Source organism: Salinivibrio sp. IB282 (genome assembly GCF_001995685.1).
In the GTDB taxonomy this organism is placed as follows: Bacteria; Pseudomonadota; Gammaproteobacteria; order Enterobacterales; family Vibrionaceae; genus Salinivibrio; species Salinivibrio kushneri.
Window position 1 is genome coordinate 21,295 of the sequence record NZ_MUET01000034.1, and the last position, 20,009, is coordinate 41,303.

Annotated in this window: 17 protein-coding genes; 9 read left to right on the forward strand and 8 right to left on the reverse strand. The window is 50.7% G+C overall.

The window, feature by feature from the left end:
* Window positions 1–94 precede the first annotated feature (94 nt).
* Complete coding sequence (locus tag BZG14_RS08680; RefSeq protein ID WP_077608528.1) at window positions 95–922, forward strand: DUF2797 domain-containing protein; 828 nt, start codon at window positions 95–97, stop codon at window positions 920–922.
* Between the two features lie 70 nt (window positions 923–992).
* Here BZG14_RS08680 and BZG14_RS08685 read toward each other — a convergent pair whose 3' ends face one another.
* Window positions 993–1,217 (reverse strand): DUF3389 family protein, encoded by a 225-nt coding sequence (locus tag BZG14_RS08685; RefSeq protein ID WP_077608529.1) that lies wholly within the window; start codon window positions 1,215–1,217, stop codon window positions 993–995.
* Window positions 1,217–1,669, reverse strand: a complete 453-nt coding sequence (locus BZG14_RS08690; RefSeq protein WP_077486580.1) for a hotdog fold thioesterase — start codon at window positions 1,667–1,669, stop codon at window positions 1,217–1,219. The genes BZG14_RS08685 and BZG14_RS08690 overlap by 1 nt, the downstream gene beginning before the upstream one ends.
* A gap of 391 nt (window positions 1,670–2,060) precedes the next feature.
* Between BZG14_RS08690 and BZG14_RS08695 the strand changes: the two genes are divergently transcribed.
* Window positions 2,061–2,864, forward strand: coding sequence for a M48 family metallopeptidase (locus tag BZG14_RS08695; RefSeq protein ID WP_241824644.1), 804 nt, complete (start codon window positions 2,061–2,063; stop codon window positions 2,862–2,864).
* A gap of 158 nt (window positions 2,865–3,022) precedes the next feature.
* On the forward strand, window positions 3,023–4,573 hold the full coding sequence (locus BZG14_RS08700) for a sensor domain-containing diguanylate cyclase (RefSeq protein ID WP_241824645.1): 1,551 nt from the start codon (window positions 3,023–3,025) through the stop codon (window positions 4,571–4,573).
* A 28-nt stretch (window positions 4,574–4,601) separates the two neighbouring features.
* On the opposite strand, the gene BZG14_RS08705 is transcribed toward BZG14_RS08700, so the two are convergent.
* From BZG14_RS08705 to BZG14_RS08715, 3 genes are all read right to left on the reverse strand, one after another.
* Window positions 4,602–5,069: a PAS domain-containing protein gene (locus tag BZG14_RS08705; RefSeq protein ID WP_077608532.1), complete on the reverse strand. Its 468-nt coding sequence runs from the start codon at window positions 5,067–5,069 to the stop codon at window positions 4,602–4,604.
* Between the two features lie 4 nt (window positions 5,070–5,073).
* Entirely contained in the window at window positions 5,074–6,075 is a 1,002-nt protein-coding gene (locus BZG14_RS08710) for a response regulator (protein ID WP_077608533.1), read from the reverse strand.
* 130 nt (window positions 6,076–6,205) lie between these two features.
* Window positions 6,206–7,765, reverse strand: coding sequence for a hypothetical protein (locus tag BZG14_RS08715; protein WP_077458875.1), 1,560 nt, complete (start codon window positions 7,763–7,765; stop codon window positions 6,206–6,208).
* Window positions 7,766–8,057: 292 nt separating this feature from the next.
* Here BZG14_RS08715 and BZG14_RS08720 point away from each other — a divergent pair, with 292 nt between their 5' ends.
* Complete coding sequence (locus BZG14_RS08720) at window positions 8,058–9,206, forward strand: fatty acid desaturase (RefSeq protein WP_077486557.1); 1,149 nt, start codon at window positions 8,058–8,060, stop codon at window positions 9,204–9,206.
* A gap of 95 nt (window positions 9,207–9,301) precedes the next feature.
* On the opposite strand, the gene BZG14_RS08725 is transcribed toward BZG14_RS08720, so the two are convergent.
* A complete protein-coding gene (locus BZG14_RS08725; protein WP_077608534.1) occupies window positions 9,302–10,276 on the reverse strand; it encodes a CobW family GTP-binding protein in 975 nt (324 codons plus the stop codon).
* Window positions 10,277–10,488: 212 nt separating this feature from the next.
* On the opposite strand from BZG14_RS08725, the gene BZG14_RS08730 reads away from it, so the two are divergent.
* Window positions 10,489–11,877 carry a TldD/PmbA family protein gene (locus BZG14_RS08730; RefSeq protein ID WP_069362941.1) on the forward strand — a complete coding sequence of 463 codons (1,389 nt, stop codon included), beginning with the start codon at window positions 10,489–10,491 and terminating at the stop codon, window positions 11,875–11,877.
* On the forward strand, window positions 11,874–13,226 hold the full coding sequence (locus tag BZG14_RS08735) for a TldD/PmbA family protein (protein WP_077608535.1): 1,353 nt from the start codon (window positions 11,874–11,876) through the stop codon (window positions 13,224–13,226). Before BZG14_RS08730 ends, BZG14_RS08735 begins: the two co-directional genes overlap by 4 nt.
* Window positions 13,227–13,251: 25 nt before the next feature.
* On the opposite strand, the gene BZG14_RS08740 is transcribed toward BZG14_RS08735, so the two are convergent.
* Window positions 13,252–14,157, reverse strand: coding sequence for an alpha/beta hydrolase (locus tag BZG14_RS08740; RefSeq protein ID WP_077608548.1), 906 nt, complete (start codon window positions 14,155–14,157; stop codon window positions 13,252–13,254).
* 84 nt (window positions 14,158–14,241) lie between these two features.
* Window positions 14,242–14,874, reverse strand: coding sequence for a TetR/AcrR family transcriptional regulator (locus BZG14_RS08745; protein WP_077608536.1), 633 nt, complete (start codon window positions 14,872–14,874; stop codon window positions 14,242–14,244).
* A gap of 406 nt (window positions 14,875–15,280) precedes the next feature.
* Here BZG14_RS08745 and BZG14_RS08750 point away from each other — a divergent pair, with 406 nt between their 5' ends.
* The 3 genes from BZG14_RS08750 to BZG14_RS08760 all read left to right on the forward strand — a co-directional run bounded on the left by BZG14_RS08750 (window position 15,281) and on the right by BZG14_RS08760 (window position 19,979).
* Window positions 15,281–16,672: an L-cystine transporter gene (locus tag BZG14_RS08750; protein WP_077608537.1), complete on the forward strand. Its 1,392-nt coding sequence runs from the start codon at window positions 15,281–15,283 to the stop codon at window positions 16,670–16,672.
* Between the two features lie 186 nt (window positions 16,673–16,858).
* Complete coding sequence (locus BZG14_RS08755; RefSeq protein WP_069362937.1) at window positions 16,859–17,422, forward strand: PhnA domain-containing protein; 564 nt, start codon at window positions 16,859–16,861, stop codon at window positions 17,420–17,422.
* A 469-nt stretch (window positions 17,423–17,891) separates the two neighbouring features.
* Window positions 17,892–19,979, forward strand: a complete 2,088-nt coding sequence (locus BZG14_RS08760) for a methyl-accepting chemotaxis protein (protein ID WP_077608538.1) — start codon at window positions 17,892–17,894, stop codon at window positions 19,977–19,979.
* The last annotated feature ends 30 nt before the right edge of the window (window positions 19,980–20,009 follow it).

A 20,009-nucleotide genomic window follows, 5' to 3' on the forward strand; every position in this document is an offset into this window, starting at 1 on the left:
TTCGAGACAGGCAGGTTGTCGCTTGCCTGTTTTCCTCTCTGCCTTACTCCGCTCTCTGCCATTTGCTACACTTGCCGCTCTTAATAAAACTAGAATGAGCAATGTCGTGATTGGAACCTTAGATAAGATGCGCACAGAAGCCGGCGCAGAGGTACAGTACTTTCTGCGTGTCGGTGACGAAGAGCTGCATCTCAACCCTCTCCTTGGACAAACACTAACCCTGACCCACACTGGCAATATCTTTTGCGATGCCTGTGGGCGAAAAACCAAGAAAAGCTATTCGCAAGGCCACTGCTACCCCTGCATGAAAAAACTCGCCCGCTGCGACATGTGTATTATGAAACCGGAAACCTGTCACTATGCACAAGGTACCTGTCGCGAGCCCGAGTGGGGCGAGCAATTTTGTATGACCGATCATATTGTCTATCTTGCCAACACCTCGGGATTGAAGGTGGGTATTACCCGCGCCAACCAAATGCCCACACGTTGGCATGATCAAGGTGCCACGCAAGCGCTCCCTCTGTTTCGGGTGAAAACGCGCCAGATTTCCGGGCTAGTTGAAGTCGCGCTTGCGCAACATGTGGCGGATAAAACCAATTGGCGTGCTCTTTTAAAAGGCGATAATGCTCAGCTTGATCTCCATGCCGAAGCAACGCGTCTGACCCAAGCCATTGAGTCAGATCTCGCTGATATTCGCCTGCAATATGGTAGCGATGCCGTGCTGCCCGCCGAGCTGGATGCCCTGAGCTTTAGTTACCCTGTCACTGAACACCCTTCCAAGATAAACTCACACAATTTTGATAAAAATCCGGAAGTGGGTGGAGTATTGAAAGGCATTAAAGGTCAGTATCTGATATTTGATACGGGCGTGATCAACGTGCGCAAGTTTACCAGCTACGAAGTGACCGCCTCGCACAGCTAACGGCGCATCAATCAGCATCAAACAAACCGTGCCAGTGGTCGTGACCACTGGCACGGTGTTGGTGAGACGACTACTGAGGTTGGATGCCCGTCATATCTGAAATTAACGCAATATGTTGTGCACTTAACGGCAGTGACCAACGGACATCACCGGCATCGGCCACCAGCACATTGGCGTCGGCGATAATCTGTAGCGAGTCGGTTTGCACCTGCATGCTCAATTTCATTGCGGGCAATTTGATCACCACCTCATGGGCGGTCACGATCAACTTACCTTGCTCGATATCAACCACCATTAGGCGCGTTCCTCCAAAGGCTTATCGGCGCGTTTATCGCTAAGCACCGCCATCGTAAGCCGGCTCACGCACACATCTCGGCCTCGTTCATCCTGGATGGTGATATTCCACACCTGCGTGGTTGCGCCGAGATGCACAGGGGTTGCTACGCCAGTCACCGTGCCTTCTCGCATCGCACGCAGATGATTCGCATTGATATCCAACCCGACGCAGTACTTTCCTTCCGGCACACACATGTTCGCCGCCAAGGAGCCCAATGTTTCCGCGAGCACGACAGACGCCCCGCCATGGAGCATACCCAGCGGCTGATGCGTGTGCGGGGCCACCGGCATGGTGCCCGTTAAGCTGTTATCGTCAAATGCAGTGTATTCAATACCCAAATGCGCGACCAATGTATTGGCTGAAGAGGCATTTAACCCCGCTAACGACATGTCTTTTTTCCAAATACTCACAATACTTTCACCCATTGCTGTTTATCCCGATGGAAACGAAAACGCTGCGCGAAACGCGGACTACCAAGCTGCGCCCAACGCAGCCTGCGCGCATCAGTAGACGTTAAGCCAAGAAGCCAGTACATTNAAATGCGCGACCAATGTATTGGCTGAAGAGGCATTTAACCCCGCTAACGACATGTCTTTTTTCCAAATACTCACAATACTTTCACCCATTGCTGTTTATCCCGATGGAAACGAAAACGCTGCGCGAAACGCGGACTACCTAGCTGCGCCCAACGCAGCCTGCGCGCATCAGTAGACGTTAAGCCAAGAAGCCAGTACATTAGCACTCTGATAGCTTTGCTAATAATCACTGCGACTGTGGCGCAAAACGATACAGGAAATGACCATGCTACGCACTGCCAAAACCGTCATGTTATCGCTATGCCTGATGGTCGTGCTTTCATCTTGCTCTCACTCACCAACAGGACGAAACCAGCTGTTGCTCTTTTCCGGTGATGACATGGCGAACCTCGGACAACGCTCGTTTGAGGAGATGAAAAAGTCGCAACCTATCAGTGACGACCAAGCCATCAACGCCTACGTGCAATGCGTCACCAACGCCATCTTAAAAGTCGTACCACCGCAAACCAACTTCTCGGAATGGGAAGTGGTGGTATTCGACAGCGATCAAGTTAACGCCTTTGCCCTTCCCGGCGGCAAAATCGGCGTTTACACCGGACTGCTCGATGTGGCACAAACCTCGGATCAATTAGCCGCGGTGATCGGTCATGAAATTGGTCATGTTTTAGCCGACCACAGTAATGAACGTCTTTCTCGCTCTCAACTTGCCGCACTGGGGCTAACGGTTACTGGTATGTCTCTATCAGATAGCCCTCACGCCGCCATGGCAATGGCAGGTTTAGGGCTTGGCGTGCAAGTCGGTATTTTGCTGCCCTATAACCGCGCTCAAGAATCAGAGTCAGATAAAATTGGCCTGCAATTAATGCACCAAGCAGGGTTCGATCCAAGTGCGAGCGTTGCCCTGTGGCAAAATATGGCAAAAGCATCCAAGGGCGCAACTCCGGAGTTGCTCTCAACTCACCCATCACCTGATACCCGTATTAACGCGTTACAAACGGGCGTCAGCCAATTGCCCAATATCCCTCATCGCTTAACTGCAAACTGTCAGCGACCGCCATCAACGCAATAAAAACAAACATTTCCTTAACAAAGTGAACATCATCACAAAGCCTGCATACAAACGCGGGCTGCGCGTCATAGCGTGAGAACAGCCCGTCGTCGTCACACAAAAAATTAACCTATATGTTACGATTAAGTTTTATTAGAGGACGAGTGACGATACGCGTGATGAAGCCGCTTTTCATCTTGTTTTTTTTGATGTTGCAGGTGCCGTTTGCCTTCGCAACGGCACAAGAGACAAACGATCTTTTTGAGCAGCTGTTTGAGAAGCATGCATTAGTCATGCTGCTCCTTGATCCTGATACGGGTAAGATAAAAGCGGCTAATCCAGCCGCCAGCGAGTTTTACGGGTATTCACAGCAGACGCTGAGCCAAATGAATATCGCCAGCATTAATGCGCTGTCCCCCGAAGCGGTCGCTGAAGAACGTAAGCTGGCGGCATTAGAGGATCGAAACTATTTCATTTTTAGTCATACGCTATCGGACGGCACAACCAAAACAGTGAGGGTGTCGTCGATACCTATTGTCTACCACGATGAGCCTACCCTTTTTTCAATTATCACCGATATCAGCGATTATCGTGCCACCCAAGAGTCATTGTGGCACTATCAAAATCGACTCGAGCAAATGGTGGCACAACAGACCGAGCAAATTGCCAAGCAAAAAAATGACCAACTGATTTTTACATCCTTGATTATCGTTGTACTCGGCGCAGGGCTTGCGACAATGTGGTTTGTGCTCACTAAATCACGACGCACCGAGTATGAGCGGCAATTGGAGCGTAAACGCTTAGATGAAATAATCCGCGGCACCCATGTGGGCACGTGGGAGTGGCATATCCCTAGCGGAGAACTGGTCATCAACGAGCGCTGGGCAAAAATTTTGGGTTATCAACAGCACGAGCTAATGCCCGCATCCTTTGAAACCTGGGAAAAGCTTTGTCATAGCGACGACTTCGCGCGCGCGTCTAACGAGCTTGATGCCGCCTTCAGCGACACTAACCCTTTTTATGAGTGCGAATTTCGTATGCTACATAAAGAGGGTTTTTGGGTCTGGATTTTGGCAAAAGGCAAAATCATGGAGTGGGATCGCGACCACAACCCGATTCGCATGGCGGGCACGCACCAAGATATCAACGAAACCAAGCGTCTTTATCTGCAATTTGAGCATATGGCGCATACCGACACCCTGACAGGTGCCCTCAACCGCGTTGCGTTTAAGCAGCGCGCGGATATTGTGCTGGCGCAAGCACGCCAACAGGGCGCACATTTTGCCCTACTGTTTATCGATCTCGATGGCTTTAAGAAAATAAACGATACCCATGGCCATGATGCCGGTGACAGTGTGCTCATTGAAACCACCGAACGGATGGGACAAAGTATCCGTCATTCGGACACCCTCGCTCGCCTGGGCGGCGACGAGTTCGCGGTGATTTTAGAGTACACCAGCCATTCAAAAGATGCCGCTCGCGTCGCCAAGAAAATCATCGCCTGCCTCAATCAGCCGTTCAAGGTGGATGAGCAGCAACAGGCGCATCTATCAGCCAGTATTGGTATAGCGTGCTACCCGGAACACGGCGAGTCGGTTGAGCAACTTCTTAACTGCTCCGACGCCGCCATGTATTATGCGAAGAAATCGCTAAAAGGCGGCACTTATTCCGTCTGTGACCCTGATAATCATGCAACCACGAGCAACAACCGCGGGAAACAATCACTCTAGACACTCACGGTTGGCTATTTTGAGATGCTTATTTTTGCGCGGCTTGTTGTGATGGTGCTGTGGCACGCGGCGTTTGGCTCGCCAACGCCTCATTGGTCACATCCTGGATGGAGATAAACATGTGATTGACCTCACCCCGTGTATTCGCCATTGGGTGCATGGTGACGTTTTGATACATAAAGGGGAGCTGACCGGTGATCGGGCGAACATGACGACAACGGAACAAATACGGGCGTTGCTGCCAGACAATAAAACTGCGACAACGGAGATCGAACACGGGTTGCGACTTGGCTCGAAACCAAGGCTCATTAATTTCCGGAAACACCTCGAATAACGAGCGATTTTGCACGTCTTTGGCGTGTTTACCGCTATGGTGGACCATAAAGCCGTTCCACATTTGGATGTGGAAGTCTCTGTCTAACACAATCAATCCCATGTCGATGTGCTGTACCATGTCGAGCATCCAATGGAATTGGTCAAAATCATCTGTGCTCATCGCATTACTCCTCATCCATTAGGTAGGCCAACTTCGCATCGAGCAGCGGCAAAGACTCATCCAGTAGCAATAGTAACAAATCGCATTTTATATCTGTTCCGTCTATCTGATAGCTCACCTCAATGGTTACTGTGCGTTTCCAAGACCCTTTCATCGCCGCTATCAACTGATCCACTTCAGCGTGCTGACCCAAGAGCGCCGGATAGCTTTGCGAAAATTCGAGTGCGCCTTGATCGCCTAAGCCCTTTAAAAAGGCACTAATCAGAATATTGCTAATATCTACCAGCAATTCGAGCTCGTTGTCGACCGACCCATCCTCGGGATAGTCCAGCAATTTCACCATCTCGGTAATACTGGAATCACTGATCAGCATCAGGGCTTCGCCAGCGATCCCTTCCCCACTAAAGCCCTGACACACACCGTTCATAGTATTTGATTGTGCCAAGTGCCGGATCGTCATGGTCAGCTCAGTCACTTCAAACACGTTCACCTGTGGCAGCGGCACGTGGACGAACAACCCACAATGTCGGGCAAGTTTATCTGCTGCCTGCCCCATGGCGATATTCACCACTTCCATGTAAATATCTCGGCGACTGAGTTTTTCTGTTGGCGCATGTAAACGCTTGGTCTCTGACGCAGAGGCAGTGGATAAATACGCTTTGATTAATGCTGCGACGCGCTCACGACTGATGGGCTTTTTAACAAAGTCTTTCGCGCCCCGCTCCAGCACCTGCTGCTGAGCAAGCGGCTGAATGTCGCCTGAGACCACCACGACAGGCACCGTCATCCCGGCTTCTTGCATTGCTTCGAGCGTTTGGAATCCATCAAGTTCCGGCATCGTCAAATCAAGAAACATGATGTCTATCGGCTGACTACTTAAAACGTCCAACGCCACGTTACCATTTTCGGCAAAATGTACATCGGCGTTCAAGTGATCGGGGAGTGTTCGCGCTAGCTGCTTGCGCGCAAGCGCAGAATCGTCAGTGATCAGTATTTGTGTGGTCAAAAGCCTCTCCTTTCCGACTTCTTTGCTGAGAGTGTGGCTGGGTTAACACTGTAAGCATAAACCAAGATAGCGAGGAATGAGGGCAAACCAGTCAAAATGCGATGATTCTTTTGATATCAGGAGGCTACTTTTATCTTTGGCATAAATGAGTAAGGCGATCTGAGCGACTGATCAGGTTAGGGGCATGCAAGTAAAAATAATGCAAACATGTCAAACAAAGCTGAACGCATTGGTACACTTTTTCGCTGATGATCTCAGGCGAGTCGTCAAATTCACCCGTGATTAACGCTTGCCAATCCTCGGCAAACCTATCGACCATAGTAATGTCTCTCTCTGGCGCAAGGATATGGCTCAAGGCCTTTTTTATCGGGGTGATATCTTCACTCGCGGCAAAAATATTTCTCAGCGCAATAATCACATCCACCAATGCGTCCTGTGTATCTGGCTTTTTCGCCGCATTATAAAGACGAGACATGGCCAAGCGAATACCACGCGAGTCGGTGTCATCCACCAGCATACTCCAGCGCTCAATATCAACTAAGTCTGTCTCACTGATCGCCACCGGGTCGTCCGTTTCTGCTACCGAACCAAAGTCTTGGCGCCGATTATCAAGCGAGAAAGGATCGATACGCCACACCCATTCGGGAGCAACAAAAGCCTTATGCTCCCCGAGATAGCAAAGCGCCATACACAAAACAATATTCAGCTCAGTGGTTTGTTGTTCCGTCTCGGCATCGAGTACCTCTTCTGGCCAATCATCGTCCTCTAAAAAATCACCAAAGTTAATCGCAAACGCATAACCCGACTCGAGCATGAACCCGTTATCGCGACGTTTGGCCATTAGACGCGCCGCCTGTAGAACATATTCCGCAATCCCAGGGGTATAGCGGCGCACACTGCCCCATTTCGTATCCAATTCAGCCAAATTGGTGAGTGCCGCATTGCGAAAGCCCACAAACATCGGAATATGAGCAACTTCGCCATCAGCTAAGCTACGTGCCATCTCCAGCATTTCTTGCACGGTTTCCACGAACGTATCAGGGCTAACAACCCCGCGAATGCGCATCAAGTCATAGCTATTAACCAGAATCGACACGGGTAAACTGGCCAAACTAACCACGCCGCGGTGGCCACTGGCATCTTTGTAGTCGCCGCAGGTTTGCTGCGGCTCTTTCCCCGACGTTGTGAATAAGCGAGACAGAGCAGGGTCAGCGGCCATACGTTTTTGAACCTGCTTACTGACCGGAAACTGCTCAATCGCCGCGGTGAGATAACCAGCCCCTCGGTAAAAAAGGTGCGGCCGCTGTCCCGCTTTAATCAAAAATAAAGGATAAAGTTCGCCCGCCAGTTGGCAAAACGCACTGGTTAAAGGGTCCGAACTATTAATTCGCGTCGCCAGCTCACCACCTTGCTGCGCGCGCCAGACATTAAAGACGTGGCGGCCATTTTGCATCACGTGCGGCAACCGATAGAAGAAGGATTGTTCACTTTCTCCTTGCTCCACCGCAGACACACGTAAGTGGCGACAAAGCTCAATATATTGATTGAGTGTGTCGCGCTGAATCCGGCTCAAGCCCAGTTTTTGCATCAAAATTAAGCGGCCTTCCGCTTCTGTCACATTCAGGATGTAGCTCACCACGCGGTGGCCCATCGCTTTGACAAAATGCGGAATAGCCGGATAGGACATCATCGTTTCCTAACCTTGTGTTAATCGTTCACAGATATCAATACGTGCTCAGGCATCTATTATGGTATCGACATCAGCGCGGAAAACTATACCGTTCGAAGCGTCGGCCATTTCGGCCATTAAAGACATGACCCCTTTGGGTGATGTTAAAAAGTAGAGCGCTTCCATTGACTTGGCAAGCCGGGACAAACCCTGAAACACTTTTGCCCACAAAGGCGACGGTGGATGCTTGACCAAGCGATCGCACGCATCTATTCTAGCGTACAAGTGTACGCTTAAATGAATATAACGAGTTATGGATACCAAGGCTTCAACCTCTCCCCCTCAGAAACCACGCTTAATCTGGTTAAACATTAGCGTGTTTACCCTCACGTTTTTGATTGCAGTGATAGGAACACCATTGTGGGCGTGGCATCACGGCTTTGATTGGGTGCAAATTACCGCGCTGATTGTTGCGTTTAGCTTTTGTGGCCTGTCGATCACCGCCGGCTATCACCGATTGTGGGCCCACAAAACCTATCAAGCCCATCCGGTGCTGCGCTTTATCTTCGCCATTGGTGGGGCCTTTGCACTGCAAAACAGTGCGCTTCATTGGTCGTCGGATCACCGCATTCACCATCGCCATGTCGACGACAACGATGTTGACCCCTATTCCGCTAAACGCGGCTTTTGGTTCTCACACCTTGGCTGGATGCTGCGTGAATACCACCCCAACCGTTACGGCGATTACAGCAACTGCCGCGATCTGCAAAAAGACAAGATCGTGATGTGGCAACACAAGCACTACCTTGCGCTAACACTAGCCACCAACTTTGGCTTCCCTATCGCGTTTGGTTTGCTCCATGGCGATGTTTGGGGCGCGATTTTACTGGTCGGCTTTACTCGATTGGTGCTAAGCCACCACACCACCTTTTTCATTAACTCACTGGCGCATGTGTGGGGCAGCCAGCCTTATACCGATAAAAATACCGCGCGGGATAATGGCGTGCTTGCCTTAATGACCTTTGGCGAGGGCTACCACAATTTTCACCATATTTTTGAGAATGACTACCGTAACGGCATTCGCTGGTGGCAGTTTGATCCTACCAAATGGCTGATCAAAACCGCGTCTTGGCTGGGTCTCGCGGAAAAGCTGCGCGTGACCCCCGAAGAGAAGATTGAAAAAGCGCGTGCGACAATGCAGCTTCAGCGGGCAACGCAAAAGCTAAGCAATAAGCCTAATGCCGCGCATCGCTTGCAAATCTTACAACAAGAGTACGATGCCTTGGTCGCCAAAATGGCGGACTACTACACACTGAAAAAACAGCTGTTAGCGCTCGAGCGTGACAAGCTGCGCGAAAAAGTCGAAAACGCCGAGCTAACCCAGCAATACCAAGATTTAAAGGTGCGTTTTCAGCAACAAAAACGCAGCTGGCAGGTGCTTACCGCCAAATATGCTAGCTAGACGCGACGAGCACGCGACACACACCAAACCGGCCACTTGGGCCGGTTTTTTTTAGCGGGCACGGACGCATCTCTGGCAAGCTCTGTTTATGCCCTTTAGTGGGACGGGGTCAGAAAAGAAAGCAGGATCGACTCCAGCTCATCCCACGGTAAGGCGTCGGTATCGATCACTTCGATGCGCGACTCGGCGTGTTTAATCGACATAGGTGTTACAGTAACCACCTGATTGGCGACGTTAAACGCGTAAAAACCCTCGTCTGTATTGACCACTGCTTTAATCCGTTGGGCGTTGATGTTGCTCAATAGCCCGTATAAAGCATCAAACGGAAAGCAACAGTGCGCGGCAAACAACCAGCCGCAGCTGACATAGCCCTGCCCTTGGTTCTCTTTGCGGGTATAGGTATCGTCCGGACCCAGTGCTAACGTGGTCATGGGCTCGGCATCATTGTGATGGTGATGATAGTGCGCTTGACGAGCGTGACGCGGTAACGCAAGCCACGCGGTCTCGAGCACGCCCTGTTCAACGCCGGTGACCAAGCTTTTCTCGCCATCAAACGCGGCGACATAATCATAAAAGGTGGCGATTTGCGCCTCACTACACTGGTCAAGCTTGTTGGCCACCACCACATCCGCGAGCGCGATTTGATCATGAAAGTTTTGATTTTCACGATAGCGCACATCATCAATACAGCGCGGATCCACCAAAGTAATGGTCGCGCTCAGCGACAAGGTGGTATCGAAAGGCGGCTGAGTCAGCTTACCGATAATGTCTTTAGGATGACCCAGTCCCGTCGGCTCAATCAAAATCCGATCCGGCTGCTCGGCGAGCAAGGTATTGAGCCCCACCGTCATGGGTAAGCCAGCCACACAACACATGCATCCGCCCGGCACTTCCTTTACCAGCGCGCCTTGTTCAGAGAGGATAGCGCCATCGACACCCACCTCACCAAATTCGTTCACCAAGATAGCCCAACGTTCATGTTCGGGTTTATTCGCCAGTAAATGACGAATCGCCGTGGTTTTCCCCACGCCAAGAAACCCAGTGATAATGTTGGCTGCGATCTGACTCATGATTCTATCCGCTCGTTACTTGTATCGGCGTAGTGTAACGGATTGCGCCACACGCGTCGCCTTTTGGTCACGCACATGGAACGTATCCATGTGTAGCTCAGTGAATGGCACAAAAAATGATGAAATATCATGCACTCACTGCAAGTGGTGATCATTACCAATAAAAGCTTGGTAGAATAAGAGGTTCGCTAACACACTTCTTAGGAGGAAGTATGCTGAATCCATCAACGGCAAAGTCGGTGATTGACCATGCTCTGTTTTTAGGCGCGGATTTCGCCGAACTCTTTGTCGAACGCCATCACTCAGGCAACGTGGAGCTGTTGTCTGGTGAGGTGGATAAAGTGAGCTCAGGGATTGATTTTGGTATTGGTATCCGGTTGTTCTTCGGTCATAAAGTGCTTTATGGCTATACCAACAGCCGCGATGAAGAACAATTGAAAAAAGTCACCAGCTTGCTGTGCGCGCGCGACAAGCGCGATCAAATTGCCACCGCTGGGCCGCTCAATTTATCCCATTTAAATGACAAGCACCCCGTGTCTGAGCCGTTATCGTCTGATCAACATGTGGCCGATAAAGTGGCGTTCTTACGCCAAGTAGATACGCGCATTCGTGCCGAGAGCGATAAAATTGCCCAAATTATTGGTCGTGTCGGCCAACGTGAGCAACAGGTCGAAATTTTTAACTCTCATGGCCTCCATGTCACAGATACCCGCCACTACACGCGTATTGCCGCTACAGCGGTCGCCACGAACGGTGAAGAGCAGTCAACGGGCTTTGATGCTCCCGGTGCGCTCACAGGCTGGGAATTCCACCAAGATATCGATCCGGTTGAGATGGGCGAGCGTGTCGCACGACAGGCGCTGGTTAAGCTTGGTGCCCAAGCCTGTCCATCAGGCGAAATGCCGGTGGTGATTGGCAACGGTTTTGGTGGCGTGATTTTCCACGAAGCCTGTGGCCACTTGTTAGAAACCACCTCGGTGGCGAAACAGGCTTCCGTCTTCCATGACCAAATGGGCGAAATGATTGCCAGCCCCGTGGTGAGTGCGGTGGACGATGGCACCTTGGCGAATGCGTGGGGCTCAATCAACATCGATGATGAAGGCATGGAAACCCAGCATACCCAGTTGATCAAAGACGGTAAGCTCACCTCGTTTATGGTCGATCATATGGGTAGCCTGAAAACCGGTTATGCGCGCACCGGCTCTGGCCGACGTGAGTCTTATAAATTCGCACCGACCTCGCGGATGCGAAACACCTTTATTGAGCCCGGTAACGACAGCTTAGACGCCATGATTGGCTCGATGGAGCGTGGCATCTATGCCAAGAAAATGGGGGGTGGYTCAGTACAGCCCGGCACCGGCGAGTTTAACTTTGCGGTGCAAGAAGCCTATTTGGTAGAAGATGGCCAAATCACCGCGCCACTCAAATCTGCCACCTTAATCAGTACGGGGCCTAAGGTGCTTAAAGAAATCAGCATGGTCGGCAAAGATCTTGCTCTTGCCGCCGGCATGTGTGGTTCGGTAAGCGGCGCCGTCCCCACCACCGTGGGCCAACCTGCATTGAAAGTCGATAACATCCTAGTAGGAGGCGGTAACGCATGAGTGAGCCAACCATTAAAGCAACCCTAAGCGATGCCGTCGATCAGGTACTCAGCTTAGTGAAACAGCAAGGGGCGCAAGCAGACGTGATTGCCAACGCCAGCGAAAGCTTGTCACTCAAAGCCGACCAAGGCGATCTCTCCGAGCACAAAGTCACCGCCGGTCAAGTGATCGGCGTGCGGGTGATCAAAGGGGATCAAGTTGCCACCAGCTATTCAGAATCGCTCGATAGCGACAGCCTTGCCAGCATGGTGAACGCCGCACTCACCAACGCAAGCTTTACCAAAGCCGATCCCGATCAGCAAATTCGCGCTGAGGGGCAGCACATTGATCAGCAAGATCCTAGCTTACTGCAAGCAGATAACACCCCGATTGAAGACAAGATCGCGTTAGCGCTTGCCCTTGAGCAAGAGGTGGTCAGTCAACCCCGCGCAACGGGTGCGCCCTACAATGGGTACAGTGAGCAAACCCAATATCAGTTGCTTGCCAATACTCTAGGCACGCGCTGCTATCACAGTGAGCGTAGCTTTAGTTGCTACACCGCAGCACTGCTCAATCACGACGGTAAGCAAGCGATGCATCTGGGCGCGTCAGTATCACGCCGCTTTGCTGACCTAGATCTCGCCCATGCGACCCAACTGGCCTATCAAACCGCTGACGCCTTGCTCGAGGGTGGCCCAGTGAAAACGGGTTCGTATCCGGTGATTTTTGAGCATGATTGTCTCAGCGAGTTGCTGGGCGCCTTTGGCAGCTGTTTCTCCGGCGATGCCGCCAAGCGCGGAACCAACCCGTGGCGTGAAAAAGTCGGCAAGCCCGTTGCGGATACGGCGCTCACCATCACCGATGTGGCAAGACTTGATGGCGGGATGCGTATTAAAGCGTTTGATAGCGAAGGCTTTGCCACCGCCGATACGCCTTTGATTGAAAACGGCGTCTTAGTCGGCTTTTTACACAATAGCGCCACGGCGCAGCATTTTGGTGTCCCCCATACGGCTAACGCAGGCCGCAGCCCCAAAGGCGGTTTGGATGTCACGTCTCGTCATGATGTGATTGCCGCAGGTCAACACAGTAATGCGGACGTGCATGCCGGTGAATACCTTGAGTTGGTGTCACTGCAAGGTGTGCATTCAGGCGCCAATGCCATCAGTGGCGATTTCTCTTTCGGTGCAAGTGGGTTTGTTTGCCGAGAGGGAAAACGCGTTCGTCCGGTTCGCGGGATCACAGTGGCCGGTAACTTCTATACCATGCTCAATGAGATAGATGCTATCGGCAATACCGTGTTACCCAACTATGATGGCGCCTTCTTCGCACCACGTATCCGCTTTGCCCGCTTATCCATCGCGGGTGAATAACGGCGCATCCTCTAAAGGCATAGGCTTAGGCCGATGCCTTTTTATTCTCAGTTTGTGCTTCAACACTTTGTACCGCGGGGTTCATCTTCGCCGCTAAGTCGGTAAATGCCTGCATGGCGACGTCACTGGTCAGAATACGCCCATGCCCTAACCCTTCGGTGGCTAGCACAGTCACATGCGGGTAGTCAGTGGCTTTTTCGGTGACGGCAAAGGAGGCAAAACGATCATTTTTGTCGTGGGCAATCACCACCGGATGGCGGCGGCGCGACAATTTTTCTAGCGGCTCAATGGTCTCGATTGGATAACCGTGCTGCTCACCCACTTCTTGGACAATTTCAGCAAACAGCTTCAGTGAATACCCCGATTTACGGACCGAGGCATATAAATTTTCACGATAATTCAGCACGGGGGCGACCAAAAAGAGCGGTAAATCATCCACCTGAGGGTGCTCGCTTTCCAACACCGCGGCTGCGCCCATACTATGCGCAATCACCCCAGACACATTATCGACTTGATCTAATACATCATTGATCGCCTGCACAAAGCCGGGAATGTGGCTTTCTTCCCCGCCACTTTGACCGTGTGCTGGATGATCAAATGCGACCGTACGAAAGCCTAGTGACGCGATATGTGCCATGAGTGGAAAGAACTGACTGGCGGATCCCGACCAACCGTGCGTCAGCAACCAGGTTGGCCCAGCGCCAAGGCTATACATTTGTAGCTCTCCTTCTTGGCTTTGCACTCGAGAGCGCACCACGCCTTCAGGCTCTGCGTTCACCATAGGACTGCGTGTTGGGGTGAGAAAGAGTTTTCGTGCGACTTTTTTAGCATGGCGAGGTGCCAAGCGGTGATGACACCGGCTCACCGCCCCCACGAGAGAACGTTTGGCGCTAAAGCGGCCCGGCGTTGAAAAATACACTTTTTTACTCATGGTCATTGAATCCTTAAAATCGAACGAGTGTTCGTTTTTATACTGAAAAATATCGTTGGTTCGATACCGACACAATGTTCATTCTTATCGGGAACATTCGCGGCGGCTTTGCGCGAGCAACTGCTCGACACCATGCCAAAAGCGTGTCCCTTCCGGCGATTCGAGTGACAAACGCAGAAATAACTGGCTACTCAAATAGTGCCCATACAACTGATAGACAGCTTGCCAGGTATCAAGATCGGCGCGAAATTCGCCGGCTTGCTTGCCCTTTTCAAACTGTGCGGCTAGGTAGTCAAGCCATTGACGAGTGACGCGCTGCAACGCCTGATGGATGGGATCATTGCTCGCACGCTGCTCATGCCACGCATCTAAAAATAAGCACTGACCCTGAAAGTGCTGATGCCAACCCATCCAATTACGCAGCAAATGTTGCAATTTGGCCTCAATACTCGCATGGTCAGCTTCGCGACTCGGGCTAATCACCCGCTCGACAAAGCGATCACCAGCAAAATGCGCCACCGCGATTTGTAAGTTTTCACGCGAGTTGAAATGGGCAAATAGCCCGCTTTTTGACATTTTTACGTCGCGCGCCAAGCTACCAATCGTCAAGCTTTCCAATCCATACACGCTGGCTGACTCAAACGCGGCTTCGAGAATACGCAACCTGGTTTGCTCACGTTTCGAGAGCGAGTACGTCGGTTCACTAGATACGCCCATCTCATTAAACCTTCAAAAACGGATTGCTAAAAACCAAATGACTACGCCAGGGCACCTTGGCAGTCAACGTTTATTACCTTACCGCAACCGTCTATCCATTAATAGTACGAACGTTCGTTTTTATCCAGTCGATATGTGGATCTGTTTGCCTTCTCCACCACCGTAAGGTGTGTAAGAAAGCGCATTTTCATGAGGTTGCGCAATTTATCGACAAAAATTGCTGAAACCACATTCCATATTCTTTTTAGTTTTAACAAGTGCTTTTTTTATCTAGTAATAATGTGACATAGGTCTTCATTGCATGCACCTTCCGGCATATGATGCCAACCAATCACTAACTCTTTAATACGTTTAAACGGGGTTAGGCATTCAAATCATTATAATTCTCTAGGTTGGAACGCCGATTATGACAGTTATCCTTTTAAACCTGATTGCTTTTGCGCTGCTGCTGGCGGTGCTTGTCAAATTGCACAAGCAACAAAAATCCTTATCCACACGCGTGTTTACCGGCCTCGGCATGGGGGTTGCGTTCGGTGCTGCGCTGCAAGCGTTATACGGTGCTGACGGCGCTATCACGCGCGAAACCATCAACTACATCAATATCGTCGGCTCCGGTTATGTCAGCCTACTCAAAATGATCATCATGCCGTTGATTACCGTGTCGATTATTGGCGCGATTTTGAAAGTGAAAGACTCAGGCTCTTTAGGCAAAATCTCTAGCTTAAACATCGGCATTTTACTTGCTACCACCGCTGCTTCCGCGCTCATTGGCGTGTTCGTCAGCAGTCTATTTGGATTGTCTGCGCAAGATATCGTGCAAGGTGCGCAAGAAATGGCACGCGGGGCTGCACTTGAAGAACGCCTGGGTACCGTTGAAAACCTGTCACTGGCTGATATGGTTATCTCTTTCTTCCCGCAAAACCCATTTGCAGATTTGGCMGGCAGCCGTCCGACTTCAACCATCGCTGTAGTGATTTTCTCTGCGCTAGTGGGTATAGCCGGAGTGGCGCTTTCACGCACTCAGCCTGAACTTGGCGAGCGTTTTGAACGCTTTATGGATGTGGCTCAGGAGTTAGTGCGCACGCTCGTACGTATGATCATCGGCCTCACACCCTACGGTATTTTGGCTTTGATGAGCAAAGTGGTGGCTGGCTCAAACGTCAGTGAAATTCTTGAGCTGGCCAATTTTGTCGCCGCCTCCTATGTGGGCTTAGGTGCCATTCTAGTGATGCATCTGGTATTGATTGGCCTTGTTGGTATGAGCCCAATTCAATATCTGAAAAAAGTGCTCCCGGTGCTGACATTCGCCTTTACGTCTCGCTCAAGCGCGGCCACGATTCCGCTCAATATCGATTCACAAATGAAGAACTTGGGTAACGATCCGGCCAGCGCCAATTTCTCTGCCTCATTTGGTGCCACCATGGGTCAAAATGGCTGTGCCGGTCTGTATCCTGCCATGCTGGCGGTGATGATTGCGCCCACCATTGGTATCAACCCACTCGATCCGGGCTTTATCGCCACCTTGGTTGCGATTGTCACTGTCAGTTCATTCGGGATTGCCGGTGTGGGCGGCGGCGCGACCTTTGCGGCACTGATTGTACTCTCGGCACTAGATATGCCAGTCGCGCTAGCGGGTCTGTTGATTTCTATCGAACCATTAATCGATATGGGTCGTACCGCTGTGAACGTGAGCGGCTCAATGACGGCCGGTACCCTCACCTCTCGATTGACCGGTGGCCAAGATAAGACCATCTTCGATCACCATGAAGTGGTAAAGCAAGACACGGCAAATGCCTAATTATTGAAAACAATAAACGTTACCCATGCCACGCCCATGCGTGGCATTTTTGTGTTCGTACTGAGCCTACATAAAGCAACGTCATGCGATGACCTAATCCCTTACAACTTGTAAGAATTTATGTCAGCGATTACACTCTGCCTCATTGTTAATGCAGGGACATTCCTGCCCGTTGTGAGATAAAACATGAGTATTGAACAAACGCTTCAGGCGCGCAGTGGCGGCCAATGTGAACTATGCGCCAGCCAAGACAACTTATCTGTGTATGACGTCCCTTACTCGCCCGACACCACAGCAAACAGTTGCGTATTGGTTTGTGGCACGTGTCACGATCAGCTTCAACATCCAGACAATATCGATGTGAACCACTGGCGTTGTCTAAGCGAGAGCATGTGGAGCCAAGAGCCGGCGGTTCAAGTCGTTGCCTATCGTCAACTTTCTCGTCTTTCTAGTGAAAGCTGGGCGCAAGATAATCTCGACATGATGTACATGGAAGACGATGTCCGTAAGTGGGCAGAAACGGGGCAAGATATCGAAGAAGTCAAAGTGCTGGACGCTAACGGTGTCGCACTGCAAAAAGGCGACGACGTGACCGTGATTAAAGATTTGCCCGTTAAAGGCTCAAGCCAAGTGATCAAACAAGGCACGGTGATCCGCGGCATTAACTTGACCGACGATCCGACCCATGTGCAGGGCAAAGTCAACGGCCAAACCCTGTTTGTGATTGCGGAGTTCTGCCGCCGTAAATAAAAGGGTGGACTGTCTTGATACTCCAACGCGGCGTCCTAGCGGCGCCGCGTTAATCACGCCTCCGCACAGTTTACACTGTAAAACGTCACGCCTTCCTCATCGCTATTTTTAAACCTACGCCTTTTACCTACGCCCCAAACAACACATAGAAGAAATGTGAACTACGGCTTTATAGTCCCCGCTTCAGTAATAAGAATTGAGATCTCAGCCCTATTTGCTCTCCGCTGTTCCCATAAAAATATGAGACAGATCATAGGACATTCGCAAGTCAGCGAGAGATTGCATTCCTCCCTCATGCCGTCAAATAAGGAGGATGTGCCCTTTTCTTATTTAAGTAACACTAGTGTCAATTATCGTCTCCGTCGGCGCGCTACCCGTTGTGCCATCACATTTCGCACGACGCCATTGTCTCGCCACTCGACGACTCAGAATATTTCTTTGTGCGGTTTTCTTTGTGCGGATAGTGATTATGAAAAAGTTGCGTAACCTTTCTATAAGTCAACGGATAAGTTTGGCTGCCTCGTCCATCGTTCTGATCGGTCTTGGGGCAGTGAGTGCGGTTTCTTTATCAACGCTGAATAGCAGCCAGTCGGCCATGTCATCCCAGGTCACTGAAAACGTAAAGCGTGATCAAGTGATCAAGATGCAAAATCGCGCGACTGCGATTAGCGAGGAGATCCATGCTTACATTGCTTCTCCGCTCGATACRGTGCGAACTATCGCCCAGATTTATACCTCTGAAGCGGAAAAGAATAAGTCAGCCCGGATCCTCGACCGAGATGATATTCCTCGGATCATGTATTCGATTTTGAAACGCCAACCTGAATGGCACAACATCTATACCGAGTGGCAAAAAAACGTCTTAGGCGCCGATGCTTTTTACTACGGCGATCCAACCAGTGCAGCGGATGGCCGCTATGTGCCGTCGGTGTCAGTGGATGAAAACGGGGAAATGCGCCTTACCGCTGCACAAAATTTCTCTGAAACCAATCCTTGGTATCAATGCCCAGTGAGCACCCAAAAAGATTGTATTACTGATCCAAGAACGACTCAGATTAATGGTAAGACGCAAACGGTGTTCGACGTGACAACTCCCGTTTTTCGCTTTGATAAAACGGTTGCTATGGTGGGAAGTACGCTCAAAACCTCGCAAATCCAATCACTCTTAGCCAAACGTGCCGATAATAACGGGGAACTATTTGTTATCAGTCAAGATGGACGAGTCGTTGCTAGCACCGATCAGCACGTTCAACATGGCGCTGCGGTCTCGGGACTTTCCTCTCCTGCTTACCAACCACTTTCTAACCTTCTAAGCCAGAACGCAACAAACCAATTCAAACAAACCGATTCGCACTTTTATGTGTCGCAACCGATCGAGTTTGGCAATATGTCTCAGACGTGGTCAGTGATGATTGTGACCCCCAAACAAGCCGCGATGGTACCCGTCACACAACTGAATCAGATGATGACTAACGCCGAAAGCGAYATTCAAAACACCATTTATTGGGTGAGTGGCCTCGTCCTTATTCTCGCTTTTGGGATCATTCAAGTCGTTATCAAACGCCAATTAGCACCATTGACCAGCGTAGAACACTCTATCCAAGCGATAGCCCAAGGTGGTGGTGACTTAACTCAACGCTTGTCGGTTAACGGTCAAACCGAGATTGATCGGATTAAACACTCAGTCAATCAGATGCTGGATGCGCTGCAATCAATGGTGGGACAAATTCAACAAGCGGGTGGACGTTTGTCCGACACATCAACGACCGCCAATAACGCCATCACCGATGCCCACCAAGCCCTGTCTGATAATACCGAGACATTACACCAAGCCGCGACGGCAATGGAGCAACTGACCGCGACCTCAAAAGATGTGGCAACCAACTCTGAAGCCTCCAAAGAGAAAAACGCCGCAGTCGTCTCATCGCTGAATCAGTGCATGGAGAATGTTGCTAATAATGTGGCACGCAACCAAACCGCCAACACGGATCTGCAAAAAGCCAACAGTTTTGTTAGCGAAGTCAAAACCAGCGGTACCGACATTGCCACATTGCTCGACGACATTCGCGGCATTTCAGATCAAACCAATTTATTAGCGCTCAATGCCGCGATTGAGTCGGCACGCGCCGGTGAAGCTGGTAGAGGATTTGCGGTGGTCGCTGACGAGGTGCGCGCCTTGGCCCAGCATTCACAAAAATCTGTCGACCAAATCGTCTCGACGCTTGAGACCTTCAACCAACTACTGACCGATATTGAAGCCGTCATCCAACAAGGTGAACGTGGTGCGGCGGAGGGTTATCAAGCAAGTGTTTCCGTGCAGGAGACCTTAACCGAGATTGTTGATTTGGTGCAGCAGCTAGGCGATATCAATTACCAAACCGCAGGCGCGGCGGAAGAGCAAAGTGCCGTCTCTCAGCAGGTGGCTGAAAACATCCAGGCACTGTCACAACGCATAGAACAAACCTTGTCACTCAGTGAGCAAGCACAAGGCGCAAACCAAACACTCAACCACGAGGCCAAAACGATTCGCCAACTGGTCGATACGTTTACCGTTTAGTCCCCAGCCTTTTCTCTCATATTAAAAAAG

What these genes read in the sequence shown, in the direction of transcription:
- BZG14_RS08680 (WP_077608528.1), top strand. Translation starts at nt 95, where the DNA reads ATGAGCAATGTCGTGATTGGAACCTTAGATAAGATGCGCACAGAAGCC.
- BZG14_RS08685 (WP_077608529.1), bottom strand. Translation starts at nt 1,217, where the DNA reads ATGGTGGTTGATATCGAGCAAGGTAAGTTGATCGTGACCGCCCATGAG.
- BZG14_RS08695 (WP_241824644.1), top strand. Translation starts at nt 2,061, where the DNA reads ATGCTACGCACTGCCAAAACCGTCATGTTATCGCTATGCCTGATGGTC.
- BZG14_RS08700 (WP_241824645.1), top strand. Translation starts at nt 3,023, where the DNA reads ATGAAGCCGCTTTTCATCTTGTTTTTTTTGATGTTGCAGGTGCCGTTT.
- BZG14_RS08705 (WP_077608532.1), bottom strand. Translation starts at nt 5,069, where the DNA reads ATGAGCACAGATGATTTTGACCAATTCCATTGGATGCTCGACATGGTA.
- BZG14_RS08715 (WP_077458875.1), bottom strand. Translation starts at nt 7,765, where the DNA reads ATGATGTCCTATCCGGCTATTCCGCATTTTGTCAAAGCGATGGGCCAC.
- BZG14_RS08720 (WP_077486557.1), top strand. Translation starts at nt 8,058, where the DNA reads ATGGATACCAAGGCTTCAACCTCTCCCCCTCAGAAACCACGCTTAATC.
- BZG14_RS08725 (WP_077608534.1), bottom strand. Translation starts at nt 10,276, where the DNA reads ATGAGTCAGATCGCAGCCAACATTATCACTGGGTTTCTTGGCGTGGGG.
- BZG14_RS08735 (WP_077608535.1), top strand. Translation starts at nt 11,874, where the DNA reads ATGAGTGAGCCAACCATTAAAGCAACCCTAAGCGATGCCGTCGATCAG.
- BZG14_RS08740 (WP_077608548.1), bottom strand. Translation starts at nt 14,157, where the DNA reads ATGAGTAAAAAAGTGTATTTTTCAACGCCGGGCCGCTTTAGCGCCAAA.
- BZG14_RS08745 (WP_077608536.1), bottom strand. Translation starts at nt 14,874, where the DNA reads ATGGGCGTATCTAGTGAACCGACGTACTCGCTCTCGAAACGTGAGCAA.
- BZG14_RS08755 (WP_069362937.1), top strand. Translation starts at nt 16,859, where the DNA reads ATGAGTATTGAACAAACGCTTCAGGCGCGCAGTGGCGGCCAATGTGAA.